Origin of the sequence: Lutibacter citreus (assembly GCF_003260195.1) — a bacterium.
GTDB classification, from domain to species: Bacteria; Bacteroidota; Bacteroidia; order Flavobacteriales; family Flavobacteriaceae; genus Lutibacter; species Lutibacter citreus.
The window spans coordinates 117,037-131,336 of record NZ_QEIH01000011.1 but is presented as its reverse complement, the minus strand read 5'-3'; the positions used below and the strand labels follow the sequence as shown (position 1 = coordinate 131,336).

Here is a 14,300-nt window from a genome sequence, read left to right as displayed (position 1 = left end):
TTACAGCTTCTAAACAAGCGTCTGCAGCACCTTGAGATATTGCAGGTGTAATACCAGTCCAGTGGAACCAATTTGATCCTTCAAAAACTTTTTCCCAATCTATCATACCAGGTTGAATTTCGGCTATGGCAGAATGTTGTCTGTCATAAACTACTTTACTACCTCTATTAACAGCTCCAGTTTCTAAAAAGTAAATTCCTAATCGGTCTCCGCCCCAAATAATATTCTCACAGTTTACACCTCTTTTACGCATTTCCATCATAGCACATTCACCAATATCATTTTTTGGTAAACGAGTTACAAAATCTACAGGAACACCATAATTAGCTAAAGATACAGCTACGTTTGATTCTCCTCCTCCGTAAATTACATCAAAACTATTTGATTGTGAAAATCTTAAAAATCCGTGTGGAGCTAATCTTAACATGATTTCTCCAAATGTTACTACTTTATTCATTGTAATAAGTTTGATATTATAAAATTGGCGTAGATAACCTCTACGCCAATTTTTAAATTAATTATAAATTAAATTCCTAAAGCTTGTCCACCTCCAATTTGGATAGTTTCAGCTGTTATAAAAGATGCATCATCACTTGCTAAGAAAGAAACAACTGAAGCTACTTCTTCAGGTTTTCCAATTCTTCCAAGCATAATGTTATTTTTCCAAGAAGCAAAAACTTCTGGTTTAGTTGCTTTAATTTGAGCGTGGAATGGTGTATCAATTGTACCAGGAGATACAGCATTTACTCTAATTCCATATTCAGCCAAATCTTTTGCTAATGCTCTAGTTATTGCATGGACTCCTGCTTTAGAAGTTCCATAAATTCCAGCTCCAGGTCCTCCTGCATTCCATCCTGCATTAGATGTGTAATTAATTATTGAAGCATTTTCTCCTTTTTTAAGGTATGGAATTGCTGCTCTTGAAGCAAAAAATACTGAATCAAGGTTTAAAGCCATAACAAATCTATAAAATTCAGTTGTCATTTCTTCAAATCTAGATCTTCCACCTAATCCACCTGCATTGTTTACAAGCAAATCAATTTTACCATACTTTTCTCCAATTGCTTTTATGTTAGAAGTTACAGCATTATCGCTTGTTACATCAAACCCAAAATACTCTGCCTTAATTCCTTCTGCAGCAAGTTCTTCAACTCTTTTAGCTCCTGCTTCATCTTCAATACCATTTAAAACTACAGTATAACCATCTTTACCTAATCTTTTTGCTACTTGAAAACCTATTCCACCAGTAGCACCAGTGATTACAGCTACTTTTCCGTTTTTATTACTCATTTTACTAAATTTTATTTTTCTAATTAATATTATATTTATTTTGAATTTTTAGCTTTCAATGCTTCAATTTTAGGAATTAAAATCCATACACTTGCTAATACTATAAATGCTAGAGTTGCTCCAAGAATAAAAGCTGGCGCATAATTACCTCCTTTTGTTAACATTGGAACTAAAGCGACTAAACCTGCTCCAGTTAATTTAGCTGCTGTCCCTGCAAAACCTGAAAGTGTTCCTACAGTTTTCTTTCCATATAAATCACTTGGCAGTGTTTGTACATTTCCAATTGCAGTTTGAAACCCAAAAAGAACTGCTGCCATTATCAATACTGCAGCCATAGGTGAACCTGGATTTGACAATGCTAATAAGGCAGGAAGCATAATAAGACATCCAAGAGTTATTACCATCTTACGAGTCTTGTTAACATTCCACCCCGATTTCAATCTATTTTGAGCTAATAAACCTCCAAACCAAGCACCTAGCATCGCTCCTACATAAGGAACCCATCCGTAAATACCAATAGCTTTAACATCCATATTATATACTTCTGAAAGATATAAAGGAATCCAGAATACAAATAACCACCATATTGGATCTATTGCCGCAGAAGCAATAATAACTCCCCAACTTTGTTTACGAGAAAGTAATTCTTTAACTGGAGGATTATACTCCTTTGCTATTTCGTTATCTTCCTCATTAACTTCCTGTCCTGCAAGTATGTAATCCCTTTCAATATCTGTTAACCAAGAGTGTTTTCTTGGCGGAGCTTTTACTATTATTAACCAAGGAACTAACCAAAGTAAACCAATAATACCAATGATAACAAATATCATTTGCCAACTAAAATGTACTGTTAGATAAGCAATGGTTGGTATGGCTACAATACCTCCTATTGCTGCTCCAGAATTAAACAATCCCTGCGCAAATGCCCTTTCAGAAGCTGGAAACCATTCTGCGTTCCCTTTAGCTGCCCCTGGCCAGTTTCCTGCCTCAGATATTCCTAACATAGATCTAAAAATAGCAAAACTTAACACTCCACTTGCTAAAGCATGAAGAGCCGTAGATATAGACCAAAAACCAATAGATAAAACAAAACCTATTCGTGTTCCAAGCTTATCAAATATTTTTCCGAAAATTGACTGTCCGAAGGCATATGAAAACATAAATACTACAGAAATTAAAGCATAAATTTCTTTTCTTTCTGTCATTGTTTTATCAGGGTATAAATCTTCTGATATACTTGGCCATAAAACTACCAGAGCTTGTCTATCAATATAGTTAATTACAGTTGCTAAAGCAATTAAAGCAATTACCCACCATCTTAATCCTTTTACTTTCATTTCTTATTAAATTTAATCTGGGTTTTTAAAACATAGATTTGCTGACCAACCCAATTTTAGTCATTTAATAATACAATAAATAAGTACGCTTTTATATTTTAAACTAGAAAAAATAATCTTCTAGAAATTGTGTAGTTATGTGCTGTATTACTTCCCTCTATTGAATACTAATAAACATTGATCTGTGCAATCACAATGATTATTTTTCTTTTTAATCTTTTAAATTATAACAATACTGATAAAGAGTTTTAAAATGAACTTTCATTTTTTCTTTTGCCTTTTTAGGGTTTTGTTCTTTAATTGCCTTATAAATAGCTGTATGTTCTTTTATCCCTACATTTGAATTACCTGTATCACATACATGATACTTCTCAAAATTTGTAATTATTTCAGGTGTAATCATAAGCATTAATGTATTTAAAGTACTATTACCTGCAGCTTTTGCAATTGCCAGATGAAACAATAAATCTTCTTGAACTGCATCTACCCCGTTCAATACTTTCTCTGAATATGCTTCTAATGCTCCTTTAATTTGATCAAGGTCTTCGTTTGTTCTTCTCAAAGCTGCTAATCTCGCAGTTTTTAATTCCAACAAAATTCTGGTTTCAACTAATGATTTAAAATCAGGATCGTCTAATCTTAAAATATCATCAACCATTCCATTTAAAGCTACAATTCCAATATTAGCAATAAAAGTCCCACTTTGAGGAATAGATTTTAACAATCCATAAAATTCCAATCTGTGTATTGACTCACGTATATTATTTCTACTGGCCTCAAACTTTTCAGACATCATTCTTTCAGAAGGAAGCTTATCTCCAGGTTCCAAATTCTTATAATTTATTAGATCCCTAATCTCAGAAATTATTCGATTTTGAATTGTACTATTTTCATTTTTTATAAGTGTATCAAACTTCATGCTCTTATTTGGTTAATCAGATTTCGGGATAAATATAAAAAAAATTAACTATCCTTTTTATCTATTACATTTTGGGTTTACTAATCCATTAAATGGATTAGTAAATTCCAAAAAAACTAAACTCAATTTATCTCAAACTCTATTATTAAACTTCTTATTTAATTAATGACTTATATTTAAATCATAATAATTTACTTTCGAAAATGCTTTTATATCTTTACTCACTAGATAATTCCCAGCTTTGAAATAATTTTCAAAAATACTCCATTTTTCTATATGAATATCATCATATACAACAGACTCATTATTATTTAATATCACTTCCATTTTTCCTTTAGTCACTTTAACTTCAATAGTAAACTTATTAAACCCTACATACTCATTAAAAGTATGTCCGTCATCATCACCCCAAGCATCTGTATACAATATTTCAGTATCTGATAAATTTAAATTTTTTAAAACTTTAGTTTTCACTCTAACATACCCATCTGTCCAATATATTTTTAGCATTGGCGGAGCATTATTATCATCTTCCCCTATTAAAATTTTTTGTTCATTTGTTAATCTTCCATGGATTTGCATAATTATAGCTCGATGGTAATTCCCATCACTATCTTTTGATATGTCTTCCATAGAAAGTGTTCCTTTCATATTTCCACCTTGATCAAAATTCCAATTTGTTGCTCCTTTATCTTCTGGATTCATTAACTCTCTTAATTCTGTTCTTGAATAAGAAGAATTTGCAGTTGATGCTTCAGGATATGTGTAAAACACAAGGGCTCCTTTAATTGAATCGTTATACATAAATGGTTTCAACATTTCATTATTTGCGTATTCCAAAATTTCTGGAGGTAATACCTCCGTTGGTCTTCCTATAGGTAAAGTAACTTTCCAATTATTTAAATTAATATTAGGAAGATTATATACAACTTCAGGAATTTCTTTTTCTATATATACAAAATCAGGTCTATCTTCAATTTCAGTATTTTTATTACAAGAAACACTAAGCATTGCAAAAATAACTATGGAAACTAGTATTTTTAAAAATCCAAATCTGTATTTAGTTGATTTCAAAATAATATTTAATGACTTACTTTTAATTCGTAATACCTAACTTTTGAAAAAGAACCTTCATCTCTTGATTGAAAATAGTTCCCAGCTTTAAAATAATTTTCAAAAACGCCCCATTTTTCTATGTGAACATTTTCATAAACTTTGTACTCACTATTGTTTAAAACAATTACCATTTTCCCTTCACTAACCTTAACTTCCAAAGTGAATTTTCTAAAATCAACTTTCTGGTCAAAATTAAAACCATCATCATCATCCCAAGCATCTTCATGAAGTATTTCAGGTACAGTTGCATTTAAGTTTTTTAAAACTTTTGTTTTTACACGAATCTTTCCATTATCCCAATAGATCTTTAAAATAGGTGGTGCATTATTATCATCTTCACCAATTAAATCACGTTGTTCATTTGTTAATCGCCCATGAATTTGCATTATAATGGTTCTATGGTATTTACCATCAGAATCTTTAGTTGTTGCATCCATAGCTAATTTACCCTTCATATTAGCACCTTGCTTAAAGGTCCAATTTACATTATTATCTCCAGGCTCCATTTGCTCTCTTAATTCTGAACGTGTATACTTCGTGTTTTTAGTTTTAGAATTAGTTGGCATTGCATGAAAAACTATAGCTCCTCTAGTAGAATCTATATACATATAAGGCTTTGCCACATCTATTTTAGCAAAATTTAAAATTTCAGGAGGATCAATTTCAATAGGCTTTCCTTCATCATTAGCCACTGGTAAGGTAACTTTCCAATGACTTAAATCAATCATTGGAAGTTTTACCTTTTTGTTTCTCTTCTTCTTTTTCTTTTTTTTGTTAGATTTTTCAATTTTAACACCCGATTCTGAAATGTTACTTTTCTGTGCTTGACAAGAAACGTTTGCAGATAGAAATATTGAAAATATAAATACTAATAATTCTTTTTGGATGTTTTTCATTTTATTATAAATTAATCTGCTGGATATACTTTTACATTGTCAACATAAGCATCTTGTTGAGTTTCTGCCCAAATAAATATGGAAACTAAACCAGAATCACTCGCAGTAAAAGACTGTCTCACTAATGTAAAATTCCCTTTCCCTAAAAGGTTAGTTCCTTCATTTCTTACTATAGGACCAGCATCTGAACTAGCAAGGGCATCTGCACCATCAGTAAAATGACCATCCAATATTTCTCCAACTATTTTAGCTCCACTATTGCCATCATTATCATTTTTAATAGCATATTCATATTCTAAAACATATTCTCTACCGGGAGAAACTGTTAAATTTTGACCGGCAAATCTAGATTTAGAACTTCTATAAATCCCTGAAGATGTACCATTTGTCCATTTAGCACCTGCTGTTTTACCTCCATTATCTGAACCATCATAATTAATATTAGAACCATCACTACTACCATTAAAAGCATCTTTTGTACCTCCTGTAAAAGAAGGCCATTTCCAGCTACCTCCTCCGTCGGTAAAATCACCATTTATAACTTCCGGATTAATTGCTGCCGGTATTGGTGGTTCTACAACTTCTATTTGCTTAGAGAATGTACTAGTAGCCCCAAGTTTATCTGTCGCGGTTAACGTTATTGTATAAGTTCCTTCATCTGGAAACGTATTTTCTCCATCTACACCAGTAGATGAATTTCCATCACCATAATTCCATGTATAATCTGTTGCACTTGAAGATGTGTTACCAAATGTCCAGGTTAAAAAATCTTCCGATTCTGCTGCTGAAAAACTAGCAGCTGGTGGCGTTAAATCTGCTTTTGAATTTGCATCTGGCAAATCATAAGATAATGAATCCATAGTAGGATCACAAGAAGACACAGAAGCTATTAAAACTAATACTAAAGCACTCTTGATCATTATCAACAACCGTGTTTTTAAATTAAATATTTTCATTTTTAACTTTTTTTAAATTAATTTTAATAACCAGGGTTCTGGCTCATTATACCATTACTTAGGTTAATTTCTCTTTGAGGTATAGGTAATAATAAATCAGAAGTTGAATATCCTAAACCATAAGTAGCTGAAAAAGCTGAAAGTACAGACTCTGCTTTTCCAAATCTAACTAAATCAAATAATCTATGATTTTCAAAAGCTAATTCTACACGTCTTTCTAATAACAATGCATCTTTAGTTACTATTGTTACAGGCGATGTTAAACCAGCTCTATCTCTTACTTTTTGGAATGAAGAAAGTGCTGAACCATCAACAGTTTCATTTCCTCCTGCTAATATAGCTTCAACATGCATTAATAAAACATCAGCGTAACGTAATACAATCCAATCATTACCTGCCAAAGTAGCATCATTAATAAATGTTTTACCATCATCTCCACCACTTTCACCATTAGGCAAATATTTAGTTACCTGGTTTTGTGTTGTTTGACTTGCATCATTTCTATATGAATATTGTGTTCTATCTCCTCCAAAAGCATCTAAAGCAGTTATTACATCATTTGTTACATAATTAACCCCACTTGTTCTACCTACACCGTTCATCCATTCTGATGAAAAATTTTGGCTATCTGAAGATAATGCAGACTCATAACCAATGGCAAAAATAATTTCTTTATTTCTTTCACTATAGAATACATCATTAAAATTATCCATTAAACCAAATCCACTCCCCATAACATCTTCACAAAGTGATTTCGCTTCAGAATAGTTCCCTAAAGTTAATTGTACCTTAGCTAATAATGCTTGTGCAGCAGCTTTTGATGCTCTAGTTTTATAAGTATTATCTAAACCACTTATTGCTGTAGTTAAATCACTTACTATTAACTCATAAACAGTAGATGTTACAACTCTTGTATACTGAACTTCAATATCTAATGGTGAAATAACTTTATCAATTAATGGCACGTCACCGTAAAGTCTAACTAAATTAAAATAAGCTAATGCTCTGTTAAATTTAGCTTCAGCCTCAAAAGATAAAGCTTTATCAATATCTGTAACAACACCTAAGTTATCTAAAACTATATTAGTTCTAAAAATTGTATTATACATACTTGCATAATAGTTAGCAACAATACCATTCGTTGCTTCTACATTGTAGAATTCAAATTGTGCTGCTTCACCTTCTTGAGATTTAGTTCTAGTGTTATCACTACGCATTTCAGTAAGATAAAACTCATATTGAAAACTGTGATTATCACTTAAATTAGTACTGTTTACACCTTGCCAAGCATCATAAATTGCAATAATTCCAGTTTCTACTTCACCTGCATTATTAAAATATGAATCGGCAGTTATACCAGAATTTGGAACTGGCTCTAAGTAATCACTACTACAAGAAGCAATTACGCTTACTATTATAAGTAAAGCTATATATTTTATTTGTTTCATAATATCTTTATAATTATTTATTAAACTGTGTATCATTAAAAGTCAACATTTAACCCAATAGATATAGTGCTATATATAGGTGATCCTGCTCTTTGGTAACCATACGTTGTAGGTCCTGTTTTATCAACAGATTCTGGATTAAATCCGGTATAATCATCAGCCGTTTTATACATTAAGTTTTGCCCTGCTGCATAAATTCTTAACTTAGAAATTTTGAATTTAGACAATACATCTTCAGAAAAATTATAACCAAGGTTAATATTACGTAATGCAATGTAAGAGGCATCTTGAATGATAGCATCTGTAAAGATCTTTTGTTTAATAAAATCTTGATCTGGAGTAATTGTTGGATCAAAATCCTGACCGCTATTAAAGTGATTCAAGATATACTGATCTCCCATATTTCTAATTTCAGCACCATGAGATCCTTGAAACATAAAACTAAAATCTACATTCCCAATTTTAAACTCATTGGTAAAACTCCACACTAATTCTGGATAAGGATCTCCAAGAGCCGCTTTATCCTCATCATCAATTAATCCATCTCCATTTAAATCTTTTACATACACATCTTGTGCTTCACCTCCTACTGGATGATACGCGTTATTTAAATATTCTAATGGAATTTCTTTATCTACAACCCAACCATAAAAAGTTGAAACCGGCATACCTTCTAAATTAATCCATTCTGCAGCTCTTTTAGCATCAATATTCTGAATTTGCCCATTAGAATCTGCGAAATCAACTAATGTATTTTTATTAGTAGTAGCAATTACTGCTGATTTCCAACTAAAGTTTTCATTAGATATATTTCTTGTTCTTAACTCTAACTCAAAACCTTGGTTTTTAACCTCTCCTAAGTTAACCAATGCATTAGAAAAACCAGTTGTATAAGATACTGGGTTATTTAATAATAATTGATCACTTGTTCTTTGGTACCAATCTATAGAACCTGAAATTACGTTATTGTAAAACCCAAAGTCTATACCTGGATTAATTTCAATTAAACGTTCCCATTTTAATTCTGGATTAGCAATATTTAGTGGAGAAAAACCAGACTGAAGAGCTCCATTTACACTTGCTGTAGTAGCAGATAATAAAGCCAAAGATGGATAGAAGTCAACTAATTTATCACCTGTACTTAAACTACTTGTACTACTACTTGAATCTGGGTTTACACTACCAGTATTTAAACGGTCATTACCTGTAACACCGTAACTAACTCTAAACTTTAAATTATTAACAACATCACTATCTTCTAAAAAGCTTTCCTTTGAAATATTCCAACCTAAAGATGCTGCTGGAAAATTACCATACTTATATTCCGACCCGAAAATTGAACTTCCATCTCGTCTCATACTTATAGATGCTAAGTATTTATTATCGTAAGCATAATTAAATCTAGACACATATGATATTCCGTTCTTTTCCCATTCAAAAGCATCAGCTCCAGAAATTGTAGCTGCATTTGTAATTTGCTTAACACCATCATTGGTATATCCCGTACCTGAAATAGATGAAAAGAACTCATCTCTTGATTCAAAAACCATACCTAATGTTGCTCCAATATCGTGCTTATCAAAACTTTTATTATAGTTAAAGAAATTATCTGAAATTAAATAAATACTTCTTTGAGAAATTTCATTCATCTGCGCTGCAGAAGCACCATTTCTGTTAGATAAAACACCTTGCCATCTTGATCTTTTGGTATCTTGATAAGATCCCGAAACCATACTTTTAAAAGTTAAATCATCATTAATCTTATATTGACCATAAAAACTACTAAATAATTTAAATTTCTTATCGTAACGCTCGCGCTCTAATACTTTGGCAGCAGGATTGGTATTAGATGTATTACTAATATCTACAAGTGTACTTCCATCACCATATAAATCATAATTATCAAAATGACGTTGAGTAGCATAATCACCAATTGCAACATCTGGATAAATTGCTCTATCTACAAATTGTATTGTGTTTGCATCATGATAAACTGGCAACCAATTTGTTTGTCTATTTATATCATGAGTAGATCCATCAAAACGTCTTCTATCTGTATACGAAGGGCTAAAACTGGCACCAATAGAAATCTTATCATTCAATTTAGAATCTAATTTAAGCCTCATTCCATACTTTGTGAAATTATCAGTTAACAAAACACCTTCATCATCTGAATAGTTCATACTTGTTGCAAACTTAGTTTTATCATTTCCTCCTCTTAAAGATAAAGAATGACTTGTAATAGTACCACCATCAAAAATCACATCTTGCCAAGAACGATCAACTCCTATAAGTTGTTTATATTTTGTTCTATCAGACAATACACCATTAGCGGCAAGTTCTGCAGCAGCAGTTTCAGCAATTGAAAAAGTATAAGCATCACTGTGTCGTGCTTCTTTAAAACCAGTATATGTACTGTAATTTACCCTTGTTTTACCATCTAAACCAGGCTTCATAGATATCATTATAATACCATTAGCTCCTTTAGAACCGTATATAGAAGATGAAGCAGCATCTTTTAATATTTCAAAAGACTGTACATCGTTCATGTTTAAAGATCCTAAAAAATCTGAGTCTACAATAACTCCATCAACCACTATTAATGGAGTTGAATCTCCAGCCATAGAACCTACACCTCTAATAGATATAGTAGGTGCTGCCCCAGCTTCTCCATCTGTTGCCTGAATATTAACACCTGAAACTTGCCCTACTAAAGCATCATCAACCCTAGATACAGCAACCTGATCTAAATTATCATTAACTACTTTTGAAATTGAACCAGTTAAATGAGATTTTTTTGAAGTACCATAACCAATAACTACAACCTCATCTAGAGCTGCAGTATCAGTTTTTAGAGATACATTTAAACTTGTTTGATTTGTTATAGCAACCGTTTGACTTGCATATCCCATAAATGAGTAAACAAGTACGTCACCACTTTTAACTTCTAATTCATATTCTCCATCAAAATTTGTTGAAGTCCCCTTAGCCGAATCTTTTATTAAAATGGAAACACCTGGAATTGGCATACCATCATCTTGTGATACCACCTTTCCTTTTAATATAAAGCTCCCTTGTGCAAAAACAGTAATATTGAGAATCAATATTAATATTAGAGTTAGCCTAATTTTTAAATTCATAATTTAATTTTTTACGTTAAAGTCTTAGTTTTTTTTTAATACCACTGCGGTATTAATCATATAGATTGTTAGTCTTGAATTGGCCTTTCACTTTAAAAAAATAGATTCTGAATACTAAAATGTTTTTTTGTAATTTTGCAGAATTCATGTTTTTTTAAAATGAACATGTTTAAATTTTACTTCCCTCAGAAAAGGAGTAACTACTAAAAAGGATAGGTGCAACTATCCTTTTTTTTATTTTATTTTTTTTGTCATTGATAATCTAATAATTTAAATGAATTAACTTGTTTTAGTTCTTTTAATTTGGTTTCCCAATCTGGTTTACCAATTTGGTTTACCAAATATATGTTAAATAGTAGTTAAAAAAAAATATTATTTAAATTATTTACAATATTTAGTGAAAAACACTACAACGTTTTAGTAAAAACCATTAATATCTCTAATTTCTTCATATATAAAATAGATCTCTATTTTGTAAAAATAATCTTACACTTTCAATATTAGTTTAAACTAAAAAAATTACTGACTTAGAATTAAGCCAGTAATTTCAATAAAAAACATTAATAAACTACGGGGGGTTTAATATATTTTAATAAGGTGCTTTTAAATTGTAATTATTATTTATCAACTTTATTATGTGTTTTTAACCACTCTTCTCCTTTTTTATCTCTAAAAAAGTCCATCCAAACGTAATACATTATTTCATCTTTTTCTACTTCTACCGAGTGGCTTGATCCTAAAGGTATATGTAAAATTGAATATTCTGGAAATTTTATTTGAGCATCATCTGCAAATACTACTACTTTATTGTCTGTCAAACCTAAAAATAATTGTTCAAGCATTCCATGCTCATGAGCACCTACTTTATCAGGACCTTTTGTCTGTACTGTTCCCATTGCAATACGTGGTATGTATTTATTTGGTAATATTGTGCGACTAATAGTGTTAGGGCTCTTTATAGGTTCTGTATAAGATTCACAATCTGTAAATTTTCTATAATAAACATTTTCAATATTTTCTTTTGGAAAATCTTTCAAATCTAAAAGGTCTTGCTCGGTCAATTTACTAGCTATCTTAAGAAAGTGTAACGTGTCTTTTTCACTTGCTTTAATCGATAGATTCAACATTGAATTTGGCACTAATATTGTTTCAGGTACAATATCATAATTTTCTTTATTGACAGTAACCGTACCACTACCTTTTATAAATAGATAGATAAATCTATTGTTTGTATCTAAGTGTTCTTTAATAGCATTTCCAGTTATTGATATTTGCTCTACTTTAACTCCTGGAATTTCATTTTCGAGTACTGTCTTAGTATACTCTAGCTTATTTGGTTGTAAATTCATATTGAGATGTTCAATAGGAATTTGTTTTGTACAAGCTGCAGCCGAAAGTAAGATTACAGTTAAAATTAAAAAAGTATATTTTGCTGACATTAGTAATAAATATTTTGTTTTAATAAATTAAAACCAGTTAACATTAAAAGAAACAAGCTAATTAAACTCTTTGTATTGTTGTTTTCTAATTTTATTATTTTGAAATAAAATTATTATACGATTACATCCTAACAATCTTAAGTTTACACATTTTAAAATGTGTAAACTCAAGACTAAAACTAGAAACAATTACTATCGCTTCATATATTTATTAAATTAGTTTGTAAGATTAGAATTTCTATCTATCTCATCATTAGGAATTGGTGTATCATAATCTACAGCAGAATTCCAGTCTGGTTTAGCTCCTTCATAACCAGAAGCTCCAAATACTTGGTCTCCTAATTGTCTTCTTTTTATGTCATACCATCTTTTACATTCAAAAGCTAATTCTAATCTACGTTCTTCCAATACATCAGCAACAGTTACACTAGTAAGGTCGGCAGGAATAGTACTTGATGGGAATGCTTGTTCTGTATAACCACCAGATGTTGATTGACCACCATTTCTGGCTCTACCTCTTACTTCATTAATATAGTCAACTGCTAAAGGACTTCCTATTTCAACTCCTGCTTCTGCAGCTATTAATAATACCTCTGCATAACGTATCATAGAATAATTATGACTTGTAGCTCTTTTATTTCCCCTTGCATATTGCCCTGGGTAGCGGGTATATTTTGCAATATAAGGTTGGTTTGCAGCAGATCCATTTCCACTAATTGTAAAATTAGTATAATCTACTAAAGCACCCTTAATTGTAGCTTCTGTTTGAAAGCTAACATCTCTTCTGTAATCACCAGCTTCGAATGACTCATAAACTGCCATAGTAGGCACGGCAACTGACCAGCCACCATCATCTTCATCCCCACTAACACCTGTCATAGGACATATTTGATCATACGAATTATCATCTGCCTCAACAGCATTATAATCTAAAGCAAATATAGGCTCTAAAGAAGCATCAATTTTATCAGCATTAAATAATGTCTGAAAATCTGGATCTAAATCTAACTCATATGTTTCTTTATTATCAATTACTTCTTTTGCTTCATCAAAAGCTTTTTGGAAATATGTATTGTCACTTGTTCCTGCTCTAGTTAAATATACTAAAGCTAAATACGAACTTGCCGCTGCTTTAGATGGTATAGCTCTAGAGGCAACCGTGTTTGGTAACCAAGTTTTAGCAAATTCTAAATCTGAAATAATATTATCATATACTTCCGATTCAGGTGTTAAATTAATAGAATAAGCTGCATCACCTTCCACTGGAGCATCTAAATAAGGTATATCTCCAAATAATCTTACTAAATGAAAATAGTAAAATGCTCTAGCAAAATACGCTTGTGCAATAACAGGATTTTTAATAGTCTCGTCTGCGGTAACATCATCAGCTCCTGCAATAGCATTATTAGCCGCTGCAATTCCCAGGTAAATTCTAATCCAAGGATCATACACCATTTCGTTATCACCTGTAATAGAATGTGTATCCATCTCTACTCTTCTTGTTTGGGTAGATTGAAGGTTTACCATATCAGAGCGTAGCATTAATGCTATGGAAAGCTTTCTTCCCCAAATTTCTTCATTAATAGCATGTGTTAATGAGGCGTCTACAGCTATCTGTATATCATCTACAGTTGAAAAGAATCCTTCCGGAGATAATATACCTACTGGATGTTCTTCTAAATCTGAACATCCTACTATTGATATACTTAACAATAATAAGAATAAATATTTATATGTTTTCATGTTTTTCATTGTTTTA

Annotated in this window: 11 protein-coding genes; all 11 read right to left on the bottom strand. The window is 31.3% G+C overall.

All coding sequences use genetic code 11. The features are described from left to right. On the bottom strand, positions 1–457 hold a 457-nt coding region (locus tag DAD81_RS19285; RefSeq protein WP_179950081.1), incomplete at its 3' end, for a sugar kinase. 68 nt (positions 458–525) lie between these two features. After that, positions 526–1,290: an SDR family NAD(P)-dependent oxidoreductase gene (locus DAD81_RS19280; protein ID WP_111709953.1), complete on the bottom strand. Its 765-nt coding sequence runs from the start codon at positions 1,288–1,290 to the stop codon at positions 526–528. A gap of 35 nt (positions 1,291–1,325) precedes the next feature. Then, positions 1,326–2,627, bottom strand: coding sequence for an MFS transporter (locus DAD81_RS19275; protein WP_111709952.1), 1,302 nt, complete (start codon positions 2,625–2,627; stop codon positions 1,326–1,328). A gap of 211 nt (positions 2,628–2,838) precedes the next feature. Then, positions 2,839–3,546, bottom strand: coding sequence for a FadR/GntR family transcriptional regulator (locus DAD81_RS19270; protein ID WP_111709951.1), 708 nt, complete (start codon positions 3,544–3,546; stop codon positions 2,839–2,841). A 162-nt stretch (positions 3,547–3,708) separates the two neighbouring features. After that, positions 3,709–4,620: a polysaccharide lyase family 7 protein gene (locus DAD81_RS19265; RefSeq protein WP_245949369.1), complete on the bottom strand. Its 912-nt coding sequence runs from the start codon at positions 4,618–4,620 to the stop codon at positions 3,709–3,711. 8 nt (positions 4,621–4,628) lie between these two features. Next, on the bottom strand, positions 4,629–5,558 hold the full coding sequence (locus DAD81_RS19260) for a polysaccharide lyase family 7 protein (protein ID WP_111709949.1): 930 nt from the start codon (positions 5,556–5,558) through the stop codon (positions 4,629–4,631). A gap of 11 nt (positions 5,559–5,569) precedes the next feature. Further along, the gene (locus DAD81_RS19255; RefSeq protein WP_157961196.1) at positions 5,570–6,514 is read right to left on the bottom strand and encodes a PKD domain-containing protein; all 945 of its coding nucleotides are present in this window, start codon (positions 6,512–6,514) and stop codon (positions 5,570–5,572) included. Positions 6,515–6,537: 23 nt separating this feature from the next. Beyond that, a complete protein-coding gene (locus DAD81_RS19250) occupies positions 6,538–7,962 on the bottom strand; it encodes a RagB/SusD family nutrient uptake outer membrane protein (RefSeq protein WP_111709956.1) in 1,425 nt (474 codons plus the stop codon). A 35-nt stretch (positions 7,963–7,997) separates the two neighbouring features. Then, positions 7,998–11,102, bottom strand: a complete 3,105-nt coding sequence (locus DAD81_RS19245) for a SusC/RagA family TonB-linked outer membrane protein (RefSeq protein WP_111709947.1) — start codon at positions 11,100–11,102, stop codon at positions 7,998–8,000. A gap of 617 nt (positions 11,103–11,719) precedes the next feature. After that, a complete protein-coding gene (locus DAD81_RS19240) occupies positions 11,720–12,541 on the bottom strand; it encodes a cupin domain-containing protein (RefSeq protein ID WP_111709946.1) in 822 nt (273 codons plus the stop codon). Positions 12,542–12,757: 216 nt separating this feature from the next. Next, entirely contained in the window at positions 12,758–14,284 is a 1,527-nt protein-coding gene (locus tag DAD81_RS19235) for a RagB/SusD family nutrient uptake outer membrane protein (protein ID WP_111709955.1), read from the bottom strand. Between the last annotated feature and the right edge of the window lie 16 nt (positions 14,285–14,300).